At 69.3% G+C, this 25849-nt stretch carries 25 protein-coding genes and 1 tRNA gene; 10 read left to right on the forward strand and 16 right to left on the reverse strand.

Annotated elements, in window-relative coordinates; translation table 11 throughout:
* Positions 1 to 202 precede the first annotated feature (202 nt).
* On the forward strand, positions 203 to 1912 hold the full coding sequence (locus tag G5B46_RS01060; protein ID WP_165255316.1) for a cellulase family glycosylhydrolase: 1710 nt from the start codon (positions 203 to 205) through the stop codon (positions 1910 to 1912).
* Between the two features lie 63 nt (positions 1913 to 1975).
* On the opposite strand, the gene G5B46_RS01065 is transcribed toward G5B46_RS01060, so the two are convergent.
* Together G5B46_RS01065 and G5B46_RS01070 are read right to left on the reverse strand one after the other, a co-directional pair.
* A complete protein-coding gene (locus G5B46_RS01065) occupies positions 1976 to 2386 on the reverse strand; it encodes a hypothetical protein (protein ID WP_101717397.1) in 411 nt (136 codons plus the stop codon).
* A gap of 126 nt (positions 2387 to 2512) precedes the next feature.
* Positions 2513 to 4384, reverse strand: a complete 1872-nt coding sequence (locus G5B46_RS01070; protein ID WP_165255318.1) for an ABC-F family ATP-binding cassette domain-containing protein — start codon at positions 4382 to 4384, stop codon at positions 2513 to 2515.
* 89 nt (positions 4385 to 4473) lie between these two features.
* On the opposite strand from G5B46_RS01070, the gene ndk reads away from it, so the two are divergent.
* Together ndk and G5B46_RS01080 are read left to right on the forward strand one after the other, a co-directional pair.
* A complete protein-coding gene (ndk, locus tag G5B46_RS01075; protein ID WP_058350417.1) occupies positions 4474 to 4893 on the forward strand; it encodes a nucleoside-diphosphate kinase in 420 nt (139 codons plus the stop codon).
* A 71-nt stretch (positions 4894 to 4964) separates the two neighbouring features.
* A complete protein-coding gene (locus G5B46_RS01080; RefSeq protein WP_165255320.1) occupies positions 4965 to 5459 on the forward strand; it encodes a hypothetical protein in 495 nt (164 codons plus the stop codon).
* A gap of 3 nt (positions 5460 to 5462) precedes the next feature.
* Here G5B46_RS01080 and purN read toward each other — a convergent pair whose 3' ends face one another.
* Together purN and purM are read right to left on the reverse strand one after the other, a co-directional pair.
* Positions 5463 to 6044, reverse strand: coding sequence for a phosphoribosylglycinamide formyltransferase (gene purN / locus G5B46_RS01085; RefSeq protein WP_165255322.1), 582 nt, complete (start codon positions 6042 to 6044; stop codon positions 5463 to 5465).
* The gene (gene purM / locus G5B46_RS01090) at positions 6044 to 7081 is read right to left on the reverse strand and encodes a phosphoribosylformylglycinamidine cyclo-ligase (RefSeq protein ID WP_165256460.1); all 1038 of its coding nucleotides are present in this window, start codon (positions 7079 to 7081) and stop codon (positions 6044 to 6046) included. The genes purN and purM overlap by 1 nt, the downstream gene beginning before the upstream one ends.
* Before the next feature lie 126 nt (positions 7082 to 7207).
* Here purM and rnd point away from each other — a divergent pair, with 126 nt between their 5' ends.
* On the forward strand, positions 7208 to 8377 hold the full coding sequence (gene rnd / locus G5B46_RS01095) for a ribonuclease D (protein ID WP_165255324.1): 1170 nt from the start codon (positions 7208 to 7210) through the stop codon (positions 8375 to 8377).
* Positions 8378 to 8584: 207 nt separating this feature from the next.
* Positions 8585 to 10327: an ATP-binding protein gene (locus G5B46_RS01100; RefSeq protein ID WP_240903283.1), complete on the forward strand. Its 1743-nt coding sequence runs from the start codon at positions 8585 to 8587 to the stop codon at positions 10325 to 10327.
* On the opposite strand, the gene G5B46_RS01105 is transcribed toward G5B46_RS01100, so the two are convergent.
* From G5B46_RS01105 to G5B46_RS01120, 4 genes are all read right to left on the reverse strand, one after another.
* Positions 10324 to 10596, reverse strand: coding sequence for a hypothetical protein (locus G5B46_RS01105; RefSeq protein ID WP_165255325.1), 273 nt, complete (start codon positions 10594 to 10596; stop codon positions 10324 to 10326). The genes G5B46_RS01100 and G5B46_RS01105 overlap by 4 nt on opposite strands.
* A gap of 109 nt (positions 10597 to 10705) precedes the next feature.
* Entirely contained in the window at positions 10706 to 12193 is a 1488-nt protein-coding gene (locus tag G5B46_RS01110) for a Ppx/GppA phosphatase family protein (RefSeq protein WP_165255327.1), read from the reverse strand.
* A 97-nt stretch (positions 12194 to 12290) separates the two neighbouring features.
* The gene (locus tag G5B46_RS01115) at positions 12291 to 14519 is read right to left on the reverse strand and encodes an RNA degradosome polyphosphate kinase (protein WP_165255329.1); all 2229 of its coding nucleotides are present in this window, start codon (positions 14517 to 14519) and stop codon (positions 12291 to 12293) included.
* 103 nt (positions 14520 to 14622) lie between these two features.
* Positions 14623 to 15297, reverse strand: a complete 675-nt coding sequence (locus G5B46_RS01120; protein WP_276611478.1) for a DnaA/Hda family protein — start codon at positions 15295 to 15297, stop codon at positions 14623 to 14625.
* A 307-nt stretch (positions 15298 to 15604) separates the two neighbouring features.
* On the opposite strand from G5B46_RS01120, the gene G5B46_RS01125 reads away from it, so the two are divergent.
* Positions 15605 to 16339: an EcsC family protein gene (locus tag G5B46_RS01125; protein ID WP_276611492.1), complete on the forward strand. Its 735-nt coding sequence runs from the start codon at positions 15605 to 15607 to the stop codon at positions 16337 to 16339.
* Here G5B46_RS01125 and G5B46_RS01130 read toward each other — a convergent pair.
* The 3 genes from G5B46_RS01130 to G5B46_RS01140 all read right to left on the reverse strand — a co-directional run bounded on the left by G5B46_RS01130 (position 16336) and on the right by G5B46_RS01140 (position 18643).
* Positions 16336 to 16572: a hypothetical protein gene (locus tag G5B46_RS01130; protein ID WP_165255334.1), complete on the reverse strand. Its 237-nt coding sequence runs from the start codon at positions 16570 to 16572 to the stop codon at positions 16336 to 16338. The two genes, G5B46_RS01125 and G5B46_RS01130, sit on opposite strands and share 4 nt — an antisense overlap.
* A gap of 38 nt (positions 16573 to 16610) precedes the next feature.
* A complete protein-coding gene (locus tag G5B46_RS01135; protein ID WP_165255336.1) occupies positions 16611 to 17246 on the reverse strand; it encodes a DsbA family oxidoreductase in 636 nt (211 codons plus the stop codon).
* A gap of 74 nt (positions 17247 to 17320) precedes the next feature.
* Positions 17321 to 18643: a diguanylate cyclase gene (locus G5B46_RS01140; RefSeq protein WP_165255344.1), complete on the reverse strand. Its 1323-nt coding sequence runs from the start codon at positions 18641 to 18643 to the stop codon at positions 17321 to 17323.
* A gap of 180 nt (positions 18644 to 18823) precedes the next feature.
* Between G5B46_RS01140 and G5B46_RS01145 the strand changes: the two genes are divergently transcribed.
* Positions 18824 to 19951, forward strand: a complete 1128-nt coding sequence (locus G5B46_RS01145; protein ID WP_165255345.1) for a CaiB/BaiF CoA-transferase family protein — start codon at positions 18824 to 18826, stop codon at positions 19949 to 19951.
* A 219-nt stretch (positions 19952 to 20170) separates the two neighbouring features.
* Positions 20171 to 21121, forward strand: coding sequence for a YihY/virulence factor BrkB family protein (locus G5B46_RS01150; protein WP_165255347.1), 951 nt, complete (start codon positions 20171 to 20173; stop codon positions 21119 to 21121).
* On the opposite strand, the gene G5B46_RS01155 is transcribed toward G5B46_RS01150, so the two are convergent.
* From G5B46_RS01155 to G5B46_RS01165, 3 genes are read right to left on the reverse strand one after another with little or no spacing between them, the layout of a single operon-like run.
* Positions 21093 to 21323 carry a sulfurtransferase TusA family protein gene (locus tag G5B46_RS01155; RefSeq protein WP_058349802.1) on the reverse strand — a complete coding sequence of 77 codons (231 nt, stop codon included), beginning with the start codon at positions 21321 to 21323 and terminating at the stop codon, positions 21093 to 21095. The two genes, G5B46_RS01150 and G5B46_RS01155, sit on opposite strands and share 29 nt — an antisense overlap.
* Complete coding sequence (locus G5B46_RS01160; RefSeq protein WP_165255348.1) at positions 21320 to 22054, reverse strand: pseudouridine synthase; 735 nt, start codon at positions 22052 to 22054, stop codon at positions 21320 to 21322. The genes G5B46_RS01155 and G5B46_RS01160 overlap by 4 nt, the downstream gene beginning before the upstream one ends.
* Entirely contained in the window at positions 22051 to 22968 is a 918-nt protein-coding gene (locus tag G5B46_RS01165; RefSeq protein ID WP_165255350.1) for a class I SAM-dependent methyltransferase, read from the reverse strand. The genes G5B46_RS01160 and G5B46_RS01165 overlap by 4 nt, the downstream gene beginning before the upstream one ends.
* A gap of 141 nt (positions 22969 to 23109) precedes the next feature.
* Between G5B46_RS01165 and G5B46_RS01170 the strand changes: the two genes are divergently transcribed.
* Entirely contained in the window at positions 23110 to 23661 is a 552-nt protein-coding gene (locus tag G5B46_RS01170; protein WP_165255352.1) for a cysteine hydrolase family protein, read from the forward strand.
* A gap of 42 nt (positions 23662 to 23703) precedes the next feature.
* Here the strand turns inward: G5B46_RS01170 and G5B46_RS01175 are convergent, their stop codons facing one another.
* Positions 23704 to 24660 carry a DUF4424 domain-containing protein gene (locus G5B46_RS01175; protein ID WP_165255353.1) on the reverse strand — a complete coding sequence of 319 codons (957 nt, stop codon included), beginning with the start codon at positions 24658 to 24660 and terminating at the stop codon, positions 23704 to 23706.
* A 35-nt stretch (positions 24661 to 24695) separates the two neighbouring features.
* Positions 24696 to 24785: transfer RNA gene (locus tag G5B46_RS01180), tRNA-Ser, on the reverse strand.
* A gap of 136 nt (positions 24786 to 24921) precedes the next feature.
* Here G5B46_RS01180 and G5B46_RS01185 point away from each other — a divergent pair.
* Positions 24922 to 25827 carry a septal ring lytic transglycosylase RlpA family protein gene (locus tag G5B46_RS01185; RefSeq protein WP_165255355.1) on the forward strand — a complete coding sequence of 302 codons (906 nt, stop codon included), beginning with the start codon at positions 24922 to 24924 and terminating at the stop codon, positions 25825 to 25827.
* Positions 25828 to 25849 lie beyond the last annotated feature (22 nt).

Consider the following 25849-nt stretch of genomic DNA (forward strand, 5'->3'; position numbering starts at 1 on the left):
ATTGCGTGCCGCCCCTGGGTCCCGGCTCTCCGCTTCGCTACGGCCGGGATGACGATTTAGGGTGCTGAGCATTTCCCCCTAACCATTTGTCCTCATGGACAAATGCGGAGTCCATCTAGACGGAATCCAAGTCCCCGGGCCAAGTCTCCGCGCGACGTCGCGGCGCCTCCCAACCAGCCGCGCGCGCCTGGGGAGTTTGAGCATGAAGTTCGCCGCCGTCCTGGCCGCGGCCGTCTCGCTGGCCGCCGTTTCCAACGCCTTCGCAGCCGACACGCCGCCGCCGCCGCCCGGCCCGCAATGGCTGAAGGCCGACGGCGACCGCATCGTCGACGAGACCGGCGCGCCGGTGATCCTGCGGGGCATGGGCCTGGGCGGTTGGATGCTGCAGGAGGGCTACATGCTGCGCCTGTCCAAGCTGGGGCAGGAGCACGTGATCCGCGGCAAGATCGCCGCCCTGGTCGGGCCGGAGCGTGAGGCGGCGATCCATACCGCCTGGCTCGACAATCACACCACCAAGGCCGACATCGACTACATGGCCGCCGCCGGCTTCAATTCGGTGCGCCTGCCGATGCACTACGCCCTTCTGACCCTGCCGGCCGACCAGGAGCCCGTTCCCGGCGCCGACACCTGGAAGGAGGACGGCTTTCGCCGCATCGACGACCTGCTGGCCTGGACCAAGGCCGCCGGCATGCACCTGATCCTTGACCTGCACGCCGCGCCAGGCGGGCAGGGCAACGACCTGGCCATCTCCGACCGCGATCCTTCCAAGCCCTCGCTGTGGGAGAGCCCCGAGAACCAGCGCAAGACCATCGCCCTCTGGAAGAAGCTGGCCGAACGCTACAGGGACGAGCCGGCCATCGCCGCCTATGACGTGCTCAACGAGCCCAACTGGGACTTCGACAAGCCCGCCATGAAGAACGGCTGCGGCGATGAGAAACAGGACCTGCTCTGGGACTTCCAGCGCCGCATCACCGCGGCTATCCGGCAGGTCGACCAGCGCCACCTGGTGATCATCGAGGGCAACTGCTGGGGCAACAACTACAAGGGCATGGGCAAGCGCTGGGACGGCAACATGGCCCTGTCGTTCCACAAGTACTGGAACCGCAATGACGAGGCCGCGCTCGAACCGTTCCTGAAGCTGCGGAGCGAGACCGGCCTGCCGCTGTGGCTGGGCGAGTCGGGCGAGAACTCCAACGTCTGGTTCGCCGACGCCATTCGCCTGGTGGAAGGCCATGGGATCGGCTGGGCCTTCTGGCCGCTGAAGAAGATCGGCTTCAACCAGCCCCTGCAGGTGGAGGTCGGCCCCGACTACGACGCCGTCGTCGCCACGCTGACGGGCGAGGCCAAGACCCCGGTCTCGGCCGACAAGGCCTATGCGGTGCTGATGAGGCTGGCCTCGCACGACGTGCGGTTCGAGAACAACACCGCTCATCCCGACGTCGTCGACGCCATGCTGCGCCAGCCGCACGACGCTACGCCCCGGCCGTTCAAGCCGCACAAGATCACCGCCAAGGGGGCGACCATCGCCGCCGTCGACTACGACCTCGGCGTCATCGGCAAGGCCTACTGGGACAAGGACGCGGCCAACTACCACGTCGCCACTGGCGGCGAACGCACGCTCTGGAACAACGGTCGTACGGGCCGCAACGACGGCGTCGACATCGCCCCCGGCGGCAAGAGTGTCACCGATTTCACCGCCGGCGAATGGTTGCGCTACACGGTGACGGCGGACCGCGCCGGAACCTATGACGTGAAGATCCAGGGGCAGGGGCCGATGACGGTTTCGGCCAACGCAGGCGCACCGGTGCGCACGGGCGGAGCCGTGACCCTGCTGGCGGGAACCAACGTGCTGATCCTCAAGTCCGACGGCGCGGCGGAAGTCACCTCGGTGACCCTGACCCCGCTCAGATAGGGAGAGGCCCGCTGCTCCAGATCCTCCCCCTCTGGGGGAGGTGGCCCGAAGAGCCGGAGGGGGCTAGCGCTTGCCCAGGCCCGGGAACATCGCCGCTTCGCCGTCGAAGACGCCGAGATAGCCCAGCTCGCCCAGCAGCGGCGTCAGGTCTTCCAGCTTGTCGGCCTGGGCGCGAGCCGTGGCCAGTTCGCTGGGGCGGCCGGTCTGGTCATGCAGGCGGTAGACGGTCCACATCTTGCCCTTGGGGGCCGCGGCGCCCGGGGCCAGATAGCGGTGCTCCCAGCCCACCAGGGCGGGCGTGCGGCCGATCTCGACGTCGAACGGACGGTCGCGGAAGGCCAGGTCCATCTCAAGCCGAGTGGCCTCGGCCAGGCGCTGGTCGAGCCAGGTCGCGAAGGCTTCCAGCACGGCGGCGGCCGACAACCCTTCGGGGTTGGCGACGACGTGGTTGCGGCTGGAAAGGGCTGCGGTCATGGCCGCATTGATAGGCCCGAAGGTCTGTCGGAACGGCTAAATCTCTTGGTTTACTGGCGTTTACCGAGAGTGAGCCGTTTTCAACCTCTCCCGATGGGAGAGGTGTTTTGGGGCGGGGCGGCGCTCTTAACCCTCGGCCTCGGCCAGCTGCTCGGCCAGCTCCATCCACGCGGCTTCGGCCTCGTCGAGCTTGGCCTTGGCGTTGTCGCGGCGCTTTTCCAGCTCCGGCACCTTGGCCGGCGTCTTCACATAGAGTTGCGGGTCGGCCAGCTGGGCTTCCAGTTCGGCCAGGTCGCGGGTCTTGCGGTTCATCACCTGCTCGGCGGCCTCGACCTTGCGGCGCAGGGGCTCGACGGCGACCTTCTTGCTCGCCGGGGCCGAGGCCACGGGTTTGGCCGGCTCGCGCGCCACCTGGGTGGGCTTCACCGCCTGCTTGGCCCGGTCGAGCACGAACTTGGCGTAGTCGTCCATGTCGCCGTCGAACGGAACCACCTTGCCGTCGGCGGCCAGCCACAAGCGGTCGGCCACCAGTTCCATCAGCGAGCGGTCGTGGGTGATCAGGAGCACCGCGCCCTCGTAGTCGTTCAGCGCGTCGAGCAGGGCCCGGCGGCTGTCGATGTCGAGGTGGTTGGTCGGCTCGTCGAGGATCAGGACGTGCGGCGCGTCCATGGCCACAAGGTTCAGCAGCAGGCGCGCGCGCTCGCCGCCCGACAGGTTGGCGACGGTGGTGTCCTGCTTGTCGAAGTTCAGGCCCCACTGGGCCAGGCGCGATCGGCGCGAGGATTCGCTGGCGTCCGGCATCGCCCGGCGGACGATCTCCAGCGGCGTGTCCTTGGGATCCATCGCCTCGATCTGGTGCTGGTGGAACCAGCCGACCTTCATCTTCTTGTCGCGGTGCAGTTCGCCGGTCTGAACGGTCAGCGCGCCGGCGATCATCTTTGCGAAGGTCGACTTGCCCGCGCCGTTGACGCCCAGCAGGCCGATGCGGTCGTCCAGGTCCATGCGCAGGTTGAGGTTCTTCAGGATCGCGCGGCCGGCCTCGTAGCCCACATTGGCCTTTTCCAGCCGGATCAGCGGCGGGGCCAGCGGCTTGGGCGGCGAGGGCAGGGTGAAGGGCGCGACGCGCTCCTCGATCGTGGTCGCCACCGGTTCCATCTTTGCCAGGCGCTTCATCCGCGACTGGGCCTGGGCGGCCTTGGAGGCCTTGGCCTTGAAGCGGTCGACGAAGGCCTGCAGGTGGGCGCGCTCGGCGTCCTGCTTGGCCTTGGCCGACAGTTGCAGGCGGGCCTTCTCGGCGCGGCGCTTTTCGAAGTCGTCGTAGCCGCCGGTGTAGAGCTCCAGCTTGCCGCCGGCCAGGTGCAGCATGTGCGTGCAGCTGTTGTTGAGCAGTTCGCGGTCGTGGCTGACGATCAGGGCGGTGTGCGGATACTTCTTGAGGCGCGCCTCCAGCCAGAGCGCGCCTTCCAGGTCGAGATAGTTGGTCGGTTCGTCCAGCAGCAGCATGTCGGGCTCGGCGAACAGGGCCGCGGCCAGGGCCACGCGCATGCGCCAGCCGCCCGAGAATTCGCTCATCGGGCGCTGCAGGTCTTCCTGGGAGAAGCCCAGGCCGGCCAGGATTTCGGAGGCCCGCGACGGGGCGCTGTCGGCGTCGATCTCGATCAGCCGGCCCCAGATCTCGCCCATCTCCTCCGGATCGGCGGTTTCCAGGCGGGTCGTGAGGGCGTGTCGCTCCTCGTCCGCCTCCAGCACCGTGTCGAGCAGGCTGACGGGCGTGGCCGGGTGCTCCTGGTCGACCGAACCGATGCGGGCGTTCTTGGGCAGGCTGATCTCGTCGCCCGCGGCGACCAGCTGGCCCAGGATCAGCTTGAACAGCGTCGACTTGCCCACGCCGTTGCGGCCGATCAGGCCCACTTTCGCGCCCGGGGGCAGGCTGACGGTGGCCTTGTCGAAGAACCGGCGTCCCCAGGCGTCGAAAGTAAGGTCGTTGATCTGAAGCATGTTGGGAACGCGGGGTTGGCGGGGAGGAGGCGCCCGGCTATAAGCCCGCAACCTCCCAATTCACAAACTTTCTCTGTGAGATTTTCGGAATGACCGAACGTACCTTCTCGATCCTGAAGCCCGACGCGACCCGCCGCAACATCACCGGCAAGATCAACGCCGTGATCGAGGAAGCTGGTCTGCGCATCGTCGCTCAGCGCCGCGTCCACCTGACCGAAGCTCAGGCCAAGAAGTTCTACGAAGTGCACGCCGAGCGCCCGTTCTACGGTGAACTCGTCGCCCAGATGACCGCCGAGCCGGTCGTCGTGCAGGTCCTGGAAGCCGAAGGCGCCGTGGCCAAGTACCGTGAAGTCATGGGCGCCACCAACCCGGACAACGCCGCCGAAGGCACCATCCGCAAGCTGTTCGCCCTGTCGATCGGCGAAAACTCGGTCCACGGTTCGGACAGCCTCGAGAACGCCGGCATCGAAATCGCCCAGTTCTTCACCGACGCCGACATCGTCGGCTAAGGCTTTCGAGCTTTAGGTTATGAAAAGGCCGGCGGGGCGACCCGCCGGCCTTTTTGTTTTGGAGCGCAGGAATGATCGACGCCAAGCGTCTGAGCGGGCTTGTGGAGCGCGAACTGGAGGCGATCGCCGACCCCAGGGTCAGGGATCACGTCAGGAGCCTGCTCGTCGAACCCCGGCCGATCCTGCGCGACTGGGACTATGGCGAACCCGGCCAGCAATACGTCTGCTGGAACGTCGTCGAGGACCTGGCCCGTTCCAAGGTGGCCATCGCCTATTGCGAGCAGGGCTTCGGCCCGACCAACCCGTGGGGCCTTGTCTGGACGGGCGACGACGGGGGCGAGGGGGCGATCGGCATGGACAGCGCCTGGTTCCTCACGCTGGAAGAGGCGGTCCATAATTCCGTGGCGTCCGCTCTGCCCATCTGGCGGCTGTACGGGCAGGACGGCGCGCTCAGCGAGGAGATGGACTGGGACGCCGCCTGGAAGGCGTGCGAGGCGAGGCGCGTGGCGGATCCGGACGGGCTCTACGGCGTGGACCGCGACCGCAAGGGGCCTCTGGCGGACTGAGCCTCAGAGTTCCCGGACGAACGCCGCCAGCACCGCCGGATAGAGCTTGTGCTCTTCCACCAGAACCCGCGCCGCCAGGGCATGGTCGTCGTCGCCGGGCTCGATCGCCACGCGCGCCTGGCCCAGGATCGGGCCTTCGTCCACGCCGGCCGTGACCAGATGCACGGTGCAGCCGGCCTCGGCCTCGCCCGCCGCGATGGCGCGGGCGTGGGTGTCCAGGCCCGGATACTTGGGCAGCAGGGACGGGTGGATGTTCAGCATCCGGCCTTCCCAGGCGTCGACCAGGAACGGGGTCAGGATCCGCATGTAGCCGGCCAGGGCGATCACCTGGATACCGCGTTCGCGCAAGGCGCCGTCGACCGCGCGCTCATGGGCCTCGCGGTCCTTGCCGAAGGGCTTGCTCGGAACGCACAGCGCCTCGATCCCGGCGGCTTCAGCCGTGGCAAGACCGCCGGCGTCGGCCTTGTTGGCCAGCACCAGCGCGATCTCGAACGGACAGTCCGGGTCCTGGGCGGCGCGGACCAGGGCTTCCATGTTGGAGCCCCGGCCCGAGATCAGGGCGGCGACCTTGGTCTTCGCCGTCATCACGCCTTGGCCAGCTGACCGCAGACAAACGCGTCTTCGCCGGCGTTCAGCAGGGCGGCCAGCACCGGCTCCACGTCGCTCTGGGCGACGATCAGGATGAAGCCGACGCCGCAGTTGAAGGTGCGGCGCAGCTCGTGGGCGTCGATCTGGCCGACTTCCTGCAGCCATTCGAACACGGGCGGCAGGGGCCAGGCGTTCCAGTCGAACTCGGGAACGAGGCCCTCGGCGATGCAGCGCGGCGGGTTCTCGATCAGGCCGCCGCCGGTGATGTGGGCGCCGCCCTTGACCCGGCCCGACTGCAGCAGCGGCAGGATCGACTTCACATAGATGCGGGTCGGGGCCATCAGGGCCTCGGCCAGGGTCTTGCCGTCCTCGAAGGGGCAGGGGGCGTCCCAGGCGAGGCCCGAGCGTTCGACCACGCGGCGCACCAGCGAGTAGCCGTTCGAGTGCGGGCCCGACGAGCCGATGCCGATGATCACGTCGCCGGCGCGCTGCTTGTCCAGCTTGGGCAGGACGCCGTCACGCTCGACCGCGCCGACCGAGAAGCCGGCCAGGTCGTATTCGCCGTCGCCGTACATGCCCGGCATCTCGGCGGTCTCGCCGCCCACCAGGGCCGCGCCGGCCAGCTTGCAGCCCTCGGCGATGCCGGCGACCACGCTCTTGGCGGTCTCGACGTCGAGCTTGCCGGTGGCGAAGTAGTCCAGGAACATCAGCGGCTCGGCGCCCTGGGCCAGCAGGTCGTTGACGCACATGGCCACCAGGTCGATGCCGACCGTGGCGTGCATGCCCGCGTCGATCGCGATGCGCAGCTTGGTGCCGACGCCGTCGGTGGTGGTCACCAGCAGGGCGTCCTCGTAGCCGGCGGCCTTGAGGTCGAACAGCGCGCCGAAGCCGCCCAGGCTGGCTTCCGCGCCCGGACGGCGAGTCGCCTTGGCCAGCGGCTTGATCGCGTCGACGAGGGCGTTGCCGGCATCGATGTCCACGCCCGCCTGGGCGTAGGTCAGGCCGCCGGCTTGGTCGGTCTTCGGATCGCTCATCGGGTCGCTCATCTGTGGTTCCAGGCCCTCTTGCGACCCTTCCGGGGCGCTTTGGGACAGAAAAGTGGCTGCTCCGCAACGCTTGACGCTTGCAGACTCGGGGGTGCGCGAGGCTATTAGCAGCCGATGACGCCGATCACCACCACCGCCGAGCTGGCGGAGTTCTGTAATGGTTTGAAGGGGCAGCCCTTCATCGCCGTGGACACCGAGTTCATGCGCGAGACCACCTATTGGCCCAAGCTCTGCCTGATCCAGGTCGCTTCGCCCGTTTCCGACGCGGTGATCGACCCGCTGGCCGAGGGCATCAACCTCGAGCCGCTGCTCGAGCTGATGCGCGACGAGACCCTCTTGAAGGTGTTCCACGCTGCGCGTCAGGATGTCGAAATCTTCAATAATCTGAAGGCGATGCCTACGCCTCTGTTCGACACCCAGGTGGCCGGCATGGCCGCGGGTTTCGGCGAGCAGATCGCCTATGACGCCCTGGTGCGTCAGATGCTGAAGATCGAGATCGACAAGTCGAGCCGCTTCACCGACTGGGCGCGCCGCCCGCTGACCGACGCCCAGCTGGCTTACGCCCTGGCCGACGTGACGCACCTGGCGCGCCTGTTCCCGGTGCTGCGCGATCGCCTCCAGGAATCAGGCCGCCTGGCCTGGGTCGAGGAGGAGATGAAGGCTCTGAGCGATCCGGCCGCCTACGATGTCGACCCGGAGAAGGCCTGGCGCCGTCTGCGTCCGCGCAAGACGCAAGCCAAGTACCTGGCCGTCTTCAAGTCGGTCTCGGCCTGGCGCGAGCGCACCGCCCAGCAGCGTGACCAGCCGCGCGGCCGCATCCTCAAGGACGAGGCCATCGACGAGCTGGCCACCCAGGCCCCGACCTCGCTGGAAGGGCTCAACACCCTGCGCGGCGTGCCCAAGGGCTTTGGCGGCAGCAAGTTCGGTCCCGACCTGATCGCCGCGATCAAGGCCGCCCTGGCCGATCCCGAGGGCTACGCCCCTGTGGTCGACAAGCCCGGCCCGCCGCCGCCGCCTTCGGCCGGCGCCGTGGTCGAGCTGCTGAAGGTGTTGCTGAAAGCCCGCGCCGAGGAAGCCGGCGTGGCGTCCAAGCTGATCGCCACCGTTTCGGACCTCGAGAAGATCGCGGCCGACGACGAGGCCGATACGCCCGCTCTGCAGGGCTGGCGTCGCGAGGCGTTCGGCAGCGACGCCCTGAAGATCAAGCGGGGCGAACTGGCCCTGGTGCTCGACGGGATCAAGGTCCGCGTCGTCGAAGTTCGCCGGACCCCGCGTCCGGCCTGATCCCTGGTCTGTCGGCGGCGCGACTCAAAAGAGGGTTGCGCCGCCGAGGCCCCGAGCGCCAAGTTCAGGCGCCGCCTTTTGTGCAAGACGGCACAGCCGTCTTGTGGCCGACATGTTTTGAAAAACGATTGTTGACCTCCGGGCGCTATAAGCGTCGCGGGGGTAATCGGCTGTGGGGACGGCCGAAGACTGGGGAATTGGGTCGAGTTGGCGTACGCGGAACAGGATCCGTGGCTGGTCAGGGCCGCGCGTAATTATGCAAGGCCCGCCAAGGCCCTGCGGCAGCAGATTCCGCTGCGGCTTTTCGTCATCGCGATGGTCTGTGCGGCGATCGGCCTGGCGCCGCGGTTCTCCTTCATGATGCCCTGGGCGCTGGCCTGTCTTGCGGCGCAAGGTCTTCAGGCCCTCGCCCTGCGCGCCTTCGACGGAAATCCGCACCGCTGGGTGCTCGCCTGCCTGGGCGCCGATTTCCTGCTGGCCGTCGCGTTCGGCTGGCTGGCGGTGCCGCTGTGGCGGACGGGCCTGCCGGCCGGCGCGGCCGGCGGCGCCCTGTTGCTGGCCGGCTCGGTGATGACCGCCCTGATGGGCGCCAAGGGCTCGCGGCTGGCCTTCGCGGTCACCGCCACGCCCCATCTGGGCTATCTGTTCGCTTCGCCCATCCTGGCCGGCAACCACGAAGACGTCGGCGTGAAGGCCTTCCTGATCGGCAGCGGGCTTATGGTGCTGGTCACCTCGCTGGTCTTCGGCTGGTCGCGCCAGACCCTGCTGGCCGAGCGCGAGGCCCGCGCCGCCGCCGAGATCCGCCGCGAGCAGGCCGTGGCCGCCGACGCCGCCAAGAGCGCCTTCGTCGCCATGGTCAGCCACGAACTGCGCACGCCGCTCAGCGCCATCCTGGCCGGGGCCGGCGAGATCGCCCGCGGAACCGGCGGTCAGGCCAAGGCCAAGGCCGACCTGATCGCCGACGCCGGCGTGATGATGCGGGCCCTGCTCAACGACCTGCTCGACCTGTCGAAGATCGAGGCGGGCCGCATGAGTGTCGAGCTGATCGATTTCTCGCCCCGCACCGTGATCTGCGACACCCTGCGGTTCTGGCGGGCCGAGGCGCGGGACAAGGGCCTTGCCCTGCGCTTCACCGGCGGGCGTCATCTGCCGCGCTGGATCAAGGGCGACCCGGTGCGCCTGCGCCAGGTGCTCAACAACCTGCTGTCCAACGCCATCAAGTTCACGCCCGAGGGCCGGGTCTGCGTGGCGCTGACCATGGCCGCGCGGACCGAGGGCGGCCTGGTGCTGACGCTGGCGGTCACCGACACCGGTCCTGGCCTTGGCCCCGAGCAGCTGGCGCGGTTGTTCACGGCCTATGACCAGCTGGGCGCCGACACGGCCAGAACCTTCGGCGGCACCGGGCTTGGCCTGGCCATCAGCCGCGATCTCTCGCGCCTGATGGGCGGCGACCTGACGGCGGAATCGGCCGAGGGAAGCGGCGCGCGCTTCGTCCTGACCCTGCCGGCCCCGGCGGGCGAGGAGCCGCCGACGCCCGAGCCGCTGGACGCCTCGGCCGACGGCTTCTCCGATGCGACGGCCGTGCTGGTCGTCGACGATCACGAGATCAACCGCCGCACCCTGGCCCAGGTGCTGGAAGCCTTCGGACTGGCGGTGACCCTGGCCCCCGACGGCGAGACGGCCCTGCTGCTGGCCGGCGAGACCCGCTTCGACGCCATCCTGATGGACGTCAACATGCCCGGCCTCGACGGCCTGGACACCACCCGTCGCCTGCGGGCCGAGGGCCGCAACCGCGCCACCCCGGTGATCGCCGTCACCGGCGCCGTGACCGACGGCGACATCGCCGCCTGCCGCGCCGCCGGCATGCAGGACTTCGTGGAAAAGCCGTTCGAGGTGACCGCGCTCTACGCCGTGCTGGTGCGCGTGCTCGGCGGCGAGGAAGCCGCCTAGCCGGCGACGTGGGTGAAGGTCTCGAAGGCCGCCATGAACAGGGCCGACAGGATCACGGCGTGATAGGCCGCCCCCAGCACCACCGTGCGCCGCACCGACCATCCCTGCCTGGCCCCGAAGGCGGCGGCGACATCGCTCTGCAGCCGCCTGGCCGGGCTTTCCACCGGCTTGGCTGAAGCGCCGGCCAGGCGGACCACCTGGGGCCGCGCCGGCGCCTGCGAGGCGGCGTCGATGGTGTCTTGGACGTCTAAGGCGACTTGCTTCTGCATGTCGGTTTTCTCCCCGTGCTGAGGAGGAGAAGCTTCGGCGTGCGTGGCTAACAAACCATGCTGGGAGAACGTCGTTCGCCTGCGGCGCGCTGTCGCGGAGCCTGCTCGGCTACAGCGGCAGGACCTTCAGCTTCAGCCCCAGGACCTGGGCCAGGGTGCTGGCGCGCTTGGCGGTCTGCTCGCCCAGCAGCAGCGCCGCATAGCCGGGCTCGGCCGACAGCTGCACGTCGGACTTCTCGATCGCCAGCCGCGAGCGCGACAGGAGGGCCGGGCTGCGGCCCGACAGGTCGCAGCCAAGGCGAATGGCCGCGCCCAGGGCCCGGGCGCGCTTGAGGCGGGCAGGGGTCAGCAGGCGCTCCAACACGTCCATCTCGGGCGGGTTGAACGGCGTCGAATGGCGGGCGAAGGCGGCGGCGGCCAGGAAGGCGCGCTCGACGTGGGTCTGGCCGGCGATCGGGGCGCGCAGCACCTGCTCGAAGACGAGGTCGGCGCGATGGTCGGGGTGCAGGCGCGCGCCCAGGTCGGCCAGCCGGCAGGCGGCGGCGACCAGCACCGCGTCGCGGCCGTCGAACAGGCTTTCCAGCTTGCCGAAGGCCGGCTCCAGCCAGGCCTGCAGCGCCACGCCCAGGTCGTCGGCCACGCCCTGGCGGGCCGTCAGCGAGGCGCAGCCCTCGATCAGCGGGTCCAGGCCCCGCACGCGCGGCGCCATGGCTTCGAACAGCAGGCCCTCGCGTACGCCGAAGGCCGAGATCTCGATGCGCTTGAGGTCCAGGCGCTCGATCAGGCTCTCCAGCACCACGGCGGCGTAGGGCAGGGTCTCGATGCGCTTCTTGGACATCCCCTCGATGCGCTCAAGCGAACTCTTGGACTGGTGCGAGACCAGGCGCGCGGCCTCCAGGGCCTCGCTGCGGCCGATCTCGTACTGGTGCACCACCTGCAGCGGATAGCCGGACAGGCGCATGTGCAGCAGGGCCAGGTTGCGCCAGGCGCCGCCGACGGCGTGGAAGGCGTCGGCCTTGAACACCTCGGCCACGGGGGCCAGGCGCAGGGCGGCCAGGCGCCTCACGCGGTCGGCGTCGAAGCCTTCGGTCAGGCCCAGGCTGAACGGGCCCAGCGGCAGGGTCACGCCCTGGCCCGCGCCGGTCGGCTCCAGCCGCACCAGCTCAAGGCTGGCCCCGCCCAGGTCGCCGACCACGCCGGTGGCGTCGGGCGCCCCGGCCAGCACGCCCAGGGCGGCGTAGCGAGCTTCTTCCTCGCCCGAGAGCACGCGGATGGTGAGGCCGGTCTCTTCGGCCACGCGCCGGACGAACTCGGCGCCGTCGCTGGCCTCGCGCACGGCGGCGGTGGCGGCCACGAAGGTCTCGGCCGGCTGCACGGCCTCCAGCACCGCCTTGAAGCGCTTCAGCGCCGCCAGGGTCTGAGCGACGCCATCCGGCGCCAGGCGGCCCTTGGAGCCGAGCTCACGGCCAAGGCCGGCCAGCACCTTCTCGTTGAAGACGGTCCAGATGGCGCGACCTTCCAGCCGGTACACCACAAGGCGGACCGAGTTGGAGCCGATATCGATCACGGCCGCGTCGCGCGGCGCCGAGAGAGGCATGAGGCTGGTTTAACGCATTCGTCGCGCAGGGGAAGCAGCGGCCTTGGACGAAACCGTCACGAAAGCCGTCGCTCCCCAGTTTTTCGGCGCCCGACCCTCAGCGTTTGCGCTTGGGGCCGACGTGATCGAAGGCGCGCGGCATGTCCTGCACGTGATGGCCTCGTCCCGACAGGCTGGGATTGGTCATGAAGTACTCGTGGGCCGAGAACGCGCCCTTGCTGTCCCAGGCCGGGTCGCGGGCGTAGTGGCCCTCGCGGTCGAGGCGCCAGCTCTGGGCCTCGTCGTTGAGGTTGGCGACCATGATCTGGCTCAGCACCTGTTGGTGCACGGTCGGGTTCTCGATCGGCACCAGGCTTTCCACCCGGCGATCCAGATTGCGCGGCATCCAGTCGGCCGAGCTGATGAAGGCGCGGGTCTGGGCGCTGGGCATGTCGGCGCCGTTGGCGAAGGCCACGACGCGGGCGTGCTCCAGGAAGCGGCCGACGATCGACTTGACGCGGATGTTCTCCGACAGGCCTGCAATCCCGGGTCTCAGACAGCAGATGCCGCGCACCACCAGGTCGATCTGCACGCCGTCCTGGCTGGCGGCGTAGAGGGCGTCGATGATCTGCGGATCGACCACGGCGTTCATCTTGGCCCAGATGCCGGCCGGCTTGCCCGCGCGGGCGTTGGCGGCCTCGGCGGCGATCATGGCCAGCAGGTCGGGCTTCAGCGTCTGGGGCGAGAACGACAGCTTCTCCAGCGCGCCGGGCTGGGCGTAGCCGGTGATGAAGTTGAACAGCTTTCCGCCGTCGCGACCCATGGCCGGGTCACAGGTGAACAGGGAAAGGTCGGTATAAACCCGCGCCGTCTGCGGGTGATAGTTGCCGGTGCCGAAGTGGCAGTAGGTGCGCAAGGAGTCGCCCTCGCGTCGCACCACCACCGACAGCTTGGCGTGGGTCTTCCAGTCGACGAAGCCGAACACGACGTGCACGCCGGCCCGCTCCAGGTCGCGAGCCCACTTCAGATTGTTTTCTTCGTCAAACCTGGCCTTGATCTCGACCAGGGCGGTGACGTTCTTGCCGTTGTCGGCCGCCTCGATCAGGGCCGCCACGATCGGGCTGTCCTTGGAGGTGCGGTACAGCGTCTGCTTGATCGCCAGCACGTTGGGATCGCGGGCCGCCTGGCGGATGAACTGCACCACGACGTCGAAGCTTTCGAACGGGTGGTGGACCAGGATGTCCTTCTCGCGGATCGCCGCGAAGCAGTCGCCGCCGTGGTCGCGCACCCGCTCTGGGAAGCGGGCGTTGTAGGGCTTGAACTTCAGGTCGGGACGGTCCGGCGGGATCAGTTCCGACATCTGGGCGAGACCCAGCTTGCCGTCGACCAGCACCACGTCCTCGGGCTGGGCGCGCAGGCCCTCGATGATGAAGTCGCGAAGGTCGGCGGGCATGGTGGTCTGGATCTTGACCCGCACCACGCGGCCCAGGCGGCGCTTCTTCAGGCGCGCCTCGAACTCGCGCACCAGGTCTTCGGCCTCTTCCTCGATCTCCAGGTCGCTGTCGCGGATCAGGCGGAACAGGCCTCGGCCCTCGACCTCGTAGCCGGGGAACAGGTGGTCGAGGAACAGGATGATGAAGCTTTCCAGCGCCACGATCTTGCGTTCGCGCTTGCGGCCCTTGGACGGTCCGGCCGAAAGCTCCCAGAAGCGCTGCACCTGGTTGGGGATCGGGGCCAGGGCGTAGAGGTGCTTGTCGTCGGCGATCCGGCGCAGCTTCAGCGCCAGGCAGAAGCCCAGGTTCGGGATGAACGGGAACGGATGGGCCGGATCCACCGCCAGGGGCGTCAGCACCGGGAAGATGCGCGACTTGAAGATCTCCTCGGCGCGCTCGCGGTCGGCGCCGACGATGTCCTTGGCGTCCAGCAGCTTCAGGCCCTCGGCCCACAGCTCGGCGCGCACCTCGCGCCAGATCTTCTGCTGCTCGCTCATCAGCTCGAAGGCCGAGGCGTTGATGCGGGTCAGCTGCTCGCCCGGCGTCAGGCCGTCCTGGCTGACCACGCGAACGCCCTCGCGCACCTGGCCCTTCAGGCCGGCGACGCGGACCATGTAGAACTCGTCGAGGTTGTTGGCGCTGATCGACAGGAAGCGCAGGCGCTCGAGCAGCGGGTGGCGCGGGTTGGCGCTCTCGTCCAGGACACGCTGGTTGAAGGCCAGCCACGACAGTTCGCGATTGAAGAACCGTTCGGGCGAGGCCAGCAGGTCCTCGTCCAGGGTCAGGCGCGCGCGATCCTCGGGCGCGGTCTCCACCTTGTGAGGGGCGGGCGCGAGGGCGGCGGCGTCTGTCATCGTCTACTCCAGGGCAATGCCCGGCATGGTGGACGAGCCCGATGACAGCCGCAAGACAAACAGGGATTTGTTCAAGAAAAGCCGGGCTTTCGCCCAGTCTCGTTCAGTCCTCGAAGCCGTCGTCCTCGCCGAACGCCAGCACCTGGGCGACGAAGGCCCGCGTGATCCCGCGACCGCCTTCCGAGGCCGCTTCGTCCAGCAGCGCGACCAGGGCCACGGCTTCGGGCGCGCTGCGCGGGATGCGGCGCAGCAGGAAGGCGTAGACGTCGTCGGCGGGGCGGATCAGGCGGTCGGCGAAGGCGCGGCGCAGCACGGCTTCCAGCACCACGTCGTCGGGCTCTTCGATCTGTGCGGCGGTCAGGGCGTTGAGGCGCGAGCGCAGGTCCGGGACGATGGTCTGCCATTCCAGCGGCGCGGTCTGTGCGGTCAGCAGCAGGCTGCCGCCGTCGACCCCGGCCATGTTCAGGAGGTGGAACAGGTCCTCGTCCGACACCACCCCGCCCAGGGCGCGGCGGTCGGCGTCCTCGACCAGCACGGCGCGGCCGCGCAGGGCCGGCAGGTTGAGCGGCGCCTGGTGGGGGTCGGTGGCGTCGACGATCACGGCGCCGGCTTCCGCGGCCCAGGCGCGGGCCAGATGGGTCTTGCCGCTGCCCGACGGACCAAGCAGGGCCAGGCGGCCGTTCGGCCATTGCGGCCACGTGTCGACGGCGCGCACGGCGTCCTCGTTGGCCGGCGAGACGGCGAAGTCGACCCGCTCGAAGCTGGGCGGGCGTTCCAACGGCAATTTCAGCTGGCTCAAGGTCGTGGCGAAGTCACATGGTGAATGGGTAGGCAAGGTATAGGCGGCGGGCCGTTGCGCCGCGAGACGGCGGGCGGGCGCGCTTGGGGATATAGGCCACGATAGGTGTGGACGCAGGAAGCGGGTGTGGATGCTCGTGTGGACGCCGGTGTGGACGGCCGTGCTCAAATGATCCACCGGCCTGTTGAGCGTTAATCTTCTGGGGACTTCGACGCTCTCGCCGACTGCGGCATGATCCGGCGGCGAACGCTTCGGCGTCGCCGCGATTCACTTTCGGAGCTGCAACCTGGCCCAGACCGCCGCCACCGCCGACCTCGCCGCCTGGCGCGAGCAGATGACCAGGCCGCCCGGCGCCCTGGGCCTGGCCGCCCGCGCCGTGCAGCTGAAGGTCAACCGGATCATCCCGGAAAAGGTCCATGCCGCCATCACCACGGCGATGCAGGGCATGACCCGGGCCATTCTCACCGGCTCGGACTTCGCCACCGGCGCGCCGCTGCTCTCGGCCACGCTGGACGAGCGGCTGGAGCGCGTGCGGACGGCGATCGACAACTGGAAGAAGGCCGCCGCCGCCGAGGGCGGGATCGCCGGGGCAGGGGGCTTCGTCCTGGCCGCCGCCGACTTCCCGCTGCTGATGAGCTTCAAGATCAAGCTGCTGTTCGAGATCGCCGCCGCCTTCGGCCACGAGGGCTCGGAGCTCTCCGAACGGCTCTACATCCTGCACATCTTCGAACTGGCCTTCTCCGACGCGGCCCATCGCGCCAAGGTGTTCGAGGCCATGGACGGCTGGGACGCGCGCCGGCATCCGACCGATCTCTCGGGCTTCGACTGGCGGGCCTTCCAGCAGCAGTACCGCGATCACATCGATCTGGCGAAGCTGGCCCAGCTGCTGCCGGTGGTCGGCGCGCCGGTGGGGGCGATCGTCAACTGGCGTCTGGTCGAAAAGCTCGGCCACACGGCGGTGATGGCCTACCGGATGCGGCTGGAGGCGCAGCCGGCGCTGACCGGTCGAGGCTCGACCTAGCGCTGATCGCGGGGCTTCACCTTTACCGGCTTTCCGGCGCAGGAGTGGTAGCGGACCACGTCGGGCGGATCGCCCGCGCAATGGAAGCCGGAGTTCGAGAACATCGGCTCTCCGGTCAGCAGGGCCTTGGCGCCGCCGATGATCAGGATCGGCAGCGCCATCAGCACGAACAGCACGGTGAAGATCTTGAAGAGCTTCATCTTCGTAGCGGTGACGTAGCTGGAAGAGATCATGCGCGCCCTGATCCTGCTTTTCTCGGCGATCGTAAGGGTCAGGCCAGCGCCTGGTCGATCGCCTTCTGCAGGTTCTCGGGGCTCTCGGCGCCGACCACCGCCACCTTGCCCGCGAAGATCGCCACCGGCACGCCGGTGACGCCGCCGCGCACGGCCATGGCGTGCTGCTGGACGATCACGTCCTTGTCGGCGCCTTCGGACAGCAGCTGCAGCACCGCGACCTCGTCCATGCCGGCAGCCTTGGCGATCTGGCCCAGCACGACGGGGTCGCCGATGTCGCGGCCTTCCTCGAAATAGGCGGCGAACAGGCCTTCGACCACGGCGTCCTGCACGGCCGCGCCGCGCGCCCAGCGGATCAGGCGGTGGGCGGCGCTGGTGTTGGGCGACAGGGCGATCTTGTCGAAGGCGAAGTCGATGCCTTCCTCGGCGCCGGCCTCGACCAGGGCCTCGTGCACGGCCTTGAGGCGCGCGGGATCCTTGAACTTGCCGGCCATGTAGGCGGCGCGGTCGACGCCTTCCTCGGGCAGGGTCGGGTCCAGCTGGTACGGACGCCAGATGACGATCGGCTCGAGGTCGGGACGTGCGGCCAGGGCGCTCTTCACCCGGCGCCAGCCGAGATAGCACCAGGGGCAGACGACGTCGGCGACGACGTCGACGGTGATCGGCTGGCCCATGGGGGAACTCCTAGACTGAAGCGTGACAGCCGAAAGTGTCTGCGGTTTCGGCGCCCGTCACGCGTCTGGTTAAGTTAGATGGCCTTCTGGAGGGCCTGGGAAGCGGCGCGCTCCAGCGCGTGGATGGCGGTTTCGCCCGGCTCGATCTGGGCGACGCCGATGTCGAATTCGCAGACGAACGGGCTGCGGTCCTCGCCGGCGTCGAAGGCGGTGCAGCCGATGACGGCGGCGATGCGTTCGGCGGCGGCCTTGGCGGCGGCCAGGTTGGTGGCCGGAAGGGCCAGGGCGAAGACCTCGGGCGCCAGGCGGGCGGCGGTGTCCTCGACGCGCACGAGGCGGCCGACCATCGAGCCGATCTGCGGGATGGCGCGGTCCAGCCAGCCGTTCTGGCGCGCCCAGACCACGTCGGTCTTGTCGGCCACGCGCAGCACGCCGATCGACAGCGGGCGGCCGCGCTCGCGCGCGGCGCCGGCCAGGCGGGCCAGGTGGGCGGCGAACAGATCGCGGGTGAACAGGCCGGTGGCCGCGTCCATCAGGCCCGAGCTGCGGGCCTTCTCCAGCGCGCCGCGAATGGCTTCGCCGCGACGATAGTTGCGGGCCAGCTCGATGACCCGGCGGGCGGTGTCGCCTTCGGGCGTCTGCGGCGAGGCCACGTCCGACACGCCGCGATGGAACGCCTCGGACATGGTCACGTAGCTCTCGGCGTTCATGTAGAGCAGCGCCGGAATGTGGAAGAGGCGGGTGTTGCGCCGCATGCCGGCGGCGATCGACAGCGCTTCCTGCTGGTTCTCGCCGGCCCACAGCACCACCGCGTCGAAGGCCCGCTCGTGCAGGTAGTCGAAGGCGGTGTAGGCGGTGAAGGCGCCGACCACGTCGGCCCCGCCGCGCGTCAGGGCGTTGGACAGGGCCAGGAACTGCGGGGCCGGCTCGCCGATGGCCAGCACGCGGTAGGGCGCGCTGGAGGCTTCCGGCAGATCCAGCCGCCGGCCACGATCGCCGAAGGTGGTCAGGCGAAGCTCGAACTCTTCTTCGGCGATCGCCGTGCGGACCAGGGATTCCAGGCGCAGCACCGCCTGCGACGGATGCAGCGGCGGTGACAGGGTCAGGTCGAAGGCGCTCTGGCCGACGTCCGTGCCCGGCTCGCCGATGGCGATCACCGGCAGGCGGCGAGGGGCCACGGCCGCCTTGAGGCGGCGGGCCAGCGTCTGGCTGTCGGGACCGGCCGCGTCCAGGTCGACGATCACGGCCTCGATCTGCAGGTCGCCCAGCGCGGCGAGGGCGGCGTAGGGGCCGCGCGCGGTGATGGTGCGCCAGCCCAGGCGGTCCAGCCCTTCGGACAGGGGACCGGCCCGCGTGTCGTCACGCGCCACGATCAGGATCCGGGCGTTCACCGCCAAATTCGTTCTCCGCTGGCGCAGGCCTTTGATTCGCGAGCCAACATAGCAGAGGCGAGGGTGCGGCAAAGGGATGCGTGGTCGCAGTCTTTACCTTGTCGACAGGCGATTTCTCCCGGGCTTGCCTGACCGGGCGTCAACCGGGTCCTACTGCCGCCAACGAGATCGAAACGGGAGGACGCGATGGGCCAGGGACCGCTGTCTGGGCTGAAGGTGTTGGAGTTCGCCGGGATCGGCCCCGGGCCGTTCTGCGGCATGCTGCTGTCGGACCTCGGTGCCGACGTCGTGCGCATCGACCGCAAGGGCTCGGGCCGCTCCTCGCTGGCCGACGTCACCGCCCGCGGCCGTCGCTCGGTGGCGCTGGACCTCAAGCAGCCCGCCGCCGTCGAGACCTGCCTGAAGCTGATGGAGACCGCCGATGCGGTGTTCGAGGGCTTTCGTCCGGGGGTGATGGAGCGCCTGGGTCTCGGACCCGACGCGGCCCTGGCCCGCAATCCCAAGCTGGTCTACGGCCGCATGACCGGCTGGGGCCAGACCGGCCCCTACGCCAAGGCCGCCGGCCACGACATGAACTACATCGCCATCACCGGCGCGCTGGACGCGATCGGAACGGAAGGCAAGCCGATCCCGCCGCTGAACCTGGTCGGCGACTTCGGCGGCGGCGCGCTCTATCTGGCCTTCGGCCTGCTGGCCGGGGTGATCCACGCCCGCGAGACGGGGCAGGGACAGGTCATCGACTGCGCCATGAGCGACGGCGCGGCCTCTCTGATGGCCATGTTCTACGGCTTCAAGGCCATGGGCATGTGGCGCGAGGGCCGGCGGGGCAACCTGCTCGACGGCGGGGCCCACTTCTACGACACCTACCAGTGCGCCGATGGCAAGTGGGTGTCGATCGGCTCGATCGAGCCCCAGTTCTATCTGCTGCTGCTGGAGAAGACCGGGATCACCGATCCCCACTTCCAGGCCCAGATGAGTCGCGACGACTGGCCGGCCCTGCGCGAGAAGCTGGCCGCGGTGATCGCGACCAAGACCCGCGACGAGTGGTGCGCGATCATGGACGCCACCGACGTCTGCTTCGCCCCCGTCCTGTCGATGGACGAAGCCCCGGACCACGTCCACAACAAGGCCCGCGAGACCTTCGTCGAGGTCGCCGGGGTCATCCAGCCCGCGCCGGCACCGCGTTTCTCGGCCACGCCGGGCGTGATCCAGGGACCGCCGCCGAAGATCGGGGCCGACAACGCCTCAGCCCTGGGAGACTGGGGCTTCGACGCTGCGGCGATCGCCGAACTGGAGGCCGCCGGGGCGCTCTGACGCAAGCTGACAACGGCGTTCAGATGCGGTTCAGGCGGGCAATCCTAACTTCGAACTGTGACCGGCCGCCGTGCCAACCCGTCCCTCGATGCGACGGCCGGTTCAGGCAAGACCTGCGGAGACGCGTCGCTTTCCCTGAGGCGGCGCGTCTTTGACGTTTTGGAGAGCGGCGCCGTCGAAGGGTTGCTTCACCGGGCGCGGGGAGGCAGTTTCCGGCGAATGCAGCCCCCCAAGGCCCCCATTCGCTGGCGAGACCTAGATCTCGACCCGATCCACTGGGTTCAGGAAATCCTCCGCGTTCTCGGCCTGGCCCTGTCCAGGCTGTGGGGACGCGACGTCATGCTCTATGTGGGCGGCGTCTCGTTCTTTGCGCTTCTGGCGGTGTTTCCGGGCCTGGCCATCCTGATCGGCCTCTACAGCCTTCTGCTGGACCCCAACACCGCCGCCCGCCAGGCCGACGCCCTGGCCTTCATGATGCCCACCGGCGCGCGGCCGATCTTCCAGAGCGAGATGCAGCGCCTGGCCCACGCGCCGGTCTACACCGTCTCGCTGCAGAGCCTCGTCATCCTGGTCATCGGCGTCTACGCCGCCCATCGCGGCTTCAAGGCCTTGCTGGCGGGCCTGTCGTTCATCCACGACGAGGAGGACCAGCGCGGCTTCTTCGGCTTCAACCTGATGGCGCTGTTCGTGCTGATCGCGGCGTTCGGCATGCTGTTCCTGATGTCGGGGGTGTTCCTGACCTTCCGGCTGCTCGCCAGCACCCTGAACCTGCGACCGCTGGAAGGCGTGTCGTGGATCCAGAGCGAGTGGACCTGGGCGACGCTGGGCCTCGTCATCGGCATGACCCTGATCTACCGCTACGCCATGTCCCGCCAGCCCGTCGGCTGGCGCGCCTCGCTGACCGGCGGCGTCGCGGCGGGCCTGTTCTGCGTCTTCATGTCGTGGGCCAGCGCCTTCTACGTCGAGAAGGTGGCGCACCTGGGCGCGACCTACGGCTCGATCTCGGCCGTGATCATCTTCCTGATCTGGCTGTCGTGGAGCGTGAACGCGGTGTTCTTCGGCGGCGCGCTGGCCACCGAGGTCGAGATCGCGCTCGACGAGCGGCCTCAGGCCCTGGTCGACGGCCCCAAGGCCATCGCCCTCAAGGCGCCTTCGTCACCCGAAAGCTGATCGCGCCCGACGGCAGGTCCTCGACGCCCTCCAGCGTCGCGCCCAGCTGGCGGGCGAAGTGCGGTACGTCGATGCGCGCCAGCGGATCGTCGGCCAGCAGGCGCACCGTCGCCCCGGCCGGCGCGTGCTCCAGCGCCCGGCGCAGGCGCAGCGTCGGCACCGGGCAGCGATGGCCGCGCGCGTCGACCTCGATGTCGCTCACGAAAACACCTGCTCGGCTTCCTGGGCGGTGAGGATCCGGTGCTTGCCGGGCTCCAGGTCGGCCGGCAGCGTGATGCCGCCGATCCGCTCGCGGTGCAGGGCGGTCACGTGGTTGCCCATGGCCGCGAACATCCGGCGCACTTGGTGATAGCGGCCCTCGGTGATGGTCAGGCGGGCGGTCCTGTCGTCCACGACGTCCAGTTGCGCCGGCAGCAGCGGCTTTTCCTCGCCCTCCAGCATCAGCGCGCCGCTGGCGAAGGCCTCGCCCTCCTTGCCCGACAGCGGGCGATCCAGGCTGGCCAGATAGGTCTTGGCCACGTGCCGTTTGGGCGAGATCACCCGGTGCAGGAAGTCGCCGTCGTCGGTGATCAGCAGGAGGCCCGAGGTGTCCTTGTCCAGCCGCCCCACGCTCGACAGCGCAGGATCCCGGATCTGCCAGCGGCGCGGCAGCAGGTCGTAGATCTTGGCCCCGTCCTCCCGGTGCGAGCACACCACGCCCAGGGGCTTGTTCATCAGCAGCACCAGCGGCGCGGGCGGATCGATCGGAACGCCGCGAACGAACAGGTGCTGGGGCAGGTCGGCGGTCACGGCGATGCGCTTGCCGGCGTCCTTCAGCGGCACGCCGTCGAAGGTCACCTTGCCGGCCGCCACCAGGGCCTGGACCTCGCGCCGTGCGCCATAGCCCAGATTGGCCAGCAGCCGGTCCAGCCGCGCCATCAGCGCCTTGGTCATTTCACGGCCTCGAGCACCTTGAAGCCTTCCTGGTCGAGCACGGGCTTCACGCGGGCGAAGTGATCGGCCAGCACGGCCTCGTAGGGCAGGTGGCGGTTGGCCACCAGCCACAGCACGCCGCCCTTCTTCAGCAGCGCGGCCGCGCCGCGGATGAAAGCCTGGCCCAGCGCCTTGTCCTCGCCGCCGCCCTCATGGAACGGCGGGTTGGAGACCACGAAGTCCAGGTTCGACAGTTCCGGCAGGCCAAGGCGGATGTCGGCGTGCGAGAAGCTGACCCGCGCGTCGTCGACATTGCGCTGGGCCGCGTCCAGCGCCCGGCGGTCGATGTCGATCAAGGCCAGCTTGGTCACCTTGGGCGAGGCCAGCACCTGGTGGGCCAGCACGCCGATGCCGCAGCCCAGGTCCGCGCCGGCGCCCGAAAAGGCGGGCAGGGCCTGCATCAGCAGAGCCGTGCCGGTGTCGAGCCGGTCCCAGCTGAACACGCCCGGCTGGGTCCACAGGCCCTCGCCGTCGATACGGCGCGGCGCGCCCTCGGCCAGGGCGTCGGCCAGGCCCGTCGGCGCCTCGGGGCGCAGGGTCACGCAGATGCGGTGGTGACGACGGGCGTCCTCGCCGATCGTGCAGCCGAACGCCGACAGCTCCTTCTTCAGGCGCAGGCCGCCGCGATCCTTGGGCGCGGCCACGGTCAGGCGACCGCCGGCCTTCAGCGCCCGCAGGGCCTGGGCCAGCACGTAGCGCCGCTCCACCGCGCCGGCCGGGGCCAGCACCACGAACGCGTCCAGCGAGGCGTCGGCCAGGCCTTCCAGCGGCTGCGCGCCCGGCACGGTCGGGGCGGTCTGCACGGCGCCGCGCGGCGTCTCGATCACCTCGCGCGGGGGAAAGCCATAGACGGCGGCGGAGATGGTGTCGGTCATGAGCAGAGGATCTTGGGCCGTGGAACGCGAAGGGGGGAAAGGGGCGTTGGTTACCTTGGGCGAGCCCGCGACGCCAGAGTTTCACGCTTTGGCCGCTCGCGCGGCATTGCTTGGAGCGGGGCGTCGAAGCAAGCTTTGGCCATGAACGCCACGGCCCTCATCCTCATCGACCTGCAGCGCGGCATGCTTCCGGAGAACAGTGGGCCCCGCAACAATCCGGGCGCCGAGGACAACGCCGCCCACCTTCTGCACGCCTGGCGCGTTCGCGGCCTGCCGGTCGTGCATGTGCGCCACATGAGCCGCTCGCCCGAGGGCTCGTTCTGGCCAGGCTCCTCCAACTGCGAGTTCCAGCCCAGGTTCGAGCCCCTGCCGTCCGAGCACCGGATGGAAAAGAACGTTCCCGACGCCTTCGCCGCCAGCGGCCTGGAGCGCTGGCTGCGCCTGCGCGAGGTGCGTCACCTGGTCGTGGTCGGCGTGGCCACCAACAACTCGGTCGAGGCCACCGTCCGCGCCGCCGCCTGCCTGGGCTTCGACGTCGCCGTGCCGGCCGACGCCTGCTTCACCTTCGACAAGGCCGACCTCGAAGGCGCCGTCCGCGACGCGGCCGAATGGCACCTGATGAGCCTCTCCAACCTCGACGGTGAATACGCGGTGGTCACGCGGACGGACGAGATTCTGGCGCGGCTGGGGTAGAGCTGAAACCCCTCTCTCTAAGAGAGAGGGCTTCAATTGCTGCTAAGGCTCCCGCCGCTCCAGCAGCAGGATCTGCAGGTCCTTCTCCGGCCGCCAGTTCTTGCGGCGAACCTCGAACTGGGTCGGGCCGATCTTCTTCACGCCATCGGCGCAGAAGCTGACCAGGTTGCGCGGCGCGCCCTTGTCGACCACCAGCCGGAAGTCGCCGATCGGCTCGCTCCAGTTGCCGCCGGTGACCAGCACGTAGTCGATCCATTTCTCGATATAGGCGCCGTCCTCGCCGCCGGCGCGCCTGACGGCCGCGACCATGCCGGGATCGACGCAGTACTTGGCTTCCGTCTCGGCCCCATAGGCGCTGCCCACCGATGTCGCGACCGTCGCGCCGACCGAGGGCGTGTAGGCGTGTTCGACGACGATAGGCTTGCCGGCCGGGAAGGCCTGCAGCCAGTGATAGGTGGTCTTGAGCACCCAGATCGGACCCTGGTCCTCGTCGTAGAGGCCAAGCGCCTGGGCTTCCTTCAGCTTGGCCGGCGGGAGGGCCTGCATGGCCTTGGTCGCGGCCTCCTGGTGCACGGCCAGCGGGATCGCGTTGGCGACCAGCCAGGCGGTGCGGTCGACGCCGCCGCCGAACGCCTTCTGCTCGACCTGCGCCTTCACCGGCTTGCCGTCGACCTTGGTCGAGAAGCCCAGGATGTTGGCCGGATCGTCCACCGGGATCGACACGTCGCCCATGAAGAAGCCGTCGCCGCCGATGTCGGGCATCGGGAAGGCCACCCGCAGCGTCACGTCCTTGCCGCTGGTGTTCTCGAACACGTAGCGCACCCGCACCGCGCTCGGAGAGATGTAGAGGTCCTCCGACCGCATGGCGACGGCGGTGGTTTTGGTCAGCACCAGCCCGCCGGCGGCGAGTTCGGCCGAGGTGTCGTTGGCCATGGCCGGCGCGGCGCAGGCGAGCGCGGCGACGAGGGCGGCTGAACGGAGCAGGGGGCGAAGCGTCATGTCGCCGGAATAACACGGCGACGACGACGAAGGAGTGGCGGACAGGGTGGGATTCGAACCCACGGTAGGCTTCCACCTACGGCGGTTTTCAAGACCGCTGCCTTAAACCACTCGGCCACCTGTCCGGAGCGGGCGGCTATATCAGCGCTCGTGCTTCGGCTCCAGAACGATCTGTCGCAGGCATCCTTAACCAAGCCTAAAAACATCTGAACGAAGCTGAAACCATGATGGGGGACGAACCATCCGGAGTTTTGGCGACGTATGCGGCGCGAGCAAAGATCTGAAATCCGGGCGCTGAAGGTCCTGGGGCTGCTGGCGCTGGGCGCCGCGGGCCTGGCCGCCTGCGCCACGCCCAGCCCGCGCCTGCCGATCGCCAAGGGCTTGCCGAAGTCCACGCCCGACCGCGAGTATCACGGTCCGCCGCCGCCCGGTTACGGACAGGGCCTGCGCGGCACCGAGAAGCCGTATCAGATCAAGGGGATCTGGTACTATCCGAAGGCCGATCCGAACTACGACGTGGTCGGGACCGGCTCGTGGTACGGCGAGCAGTTCCACAACCGCCGCACCGCCAACGGCGAGGTCTTCGACATGGACCTGCCCTCGGCCGCCCACAAGACGCTGCCGCTGCCGTCCATCGTCGAGGTCACCAATCTGGAGAACGGCCGCAAGATGCGCCTGCGGGTCAACGACCGCGGGCCGTTCGTCGGCGACCGCCTGATCGATCTTTCAAAGGCCGCCGCCGACGAGCTGGGCTATCGCGGCAAGGGCCTGGCCAAGGTGCGCGTGCGCTATATCGGCCCCGCGCCCAAGAAGGCCGCCGACCAGCCCCGGCGCTACGCCTCGATCCCCGCGACGCCGCCGCCGGCCGCGCCTTACCGTCCGCCGGTCGCGCCGCCGCCGCGCGAGCCCGAGATCGTCAATGTCTCGGCCCCGCCGTCCGGCGCCTATCGCGTCCAGGCCGGCAGTTTCGCCAACCGCGACAACGCCGAGCGGGCCGCCGAGCGGCTGTCATCGGCCGGCCGCGTCACCGTCGAGCCGATGGAGCGTTCGGGCGGCACGCTCTATCGCGTGCTGGTCAGCGCCGGCGACGACGAGGGCCTGGCCTGGGGCGTCCGCGACCGCGTCGCTTCGCTGGGCTTCAACGACGCCACGGTGCTGCGGCCCTAGGCGGGTCTGGACAAGCCTCGCG

Source organism: Caulobacter sp. 602-2, assembly GCF_011043625.1.
Lineage (GTDB): Bacteria > Pseudomonadota > Alphaproteobacteria > Caulobacterales > Caulobacteraceae > Caulobacter.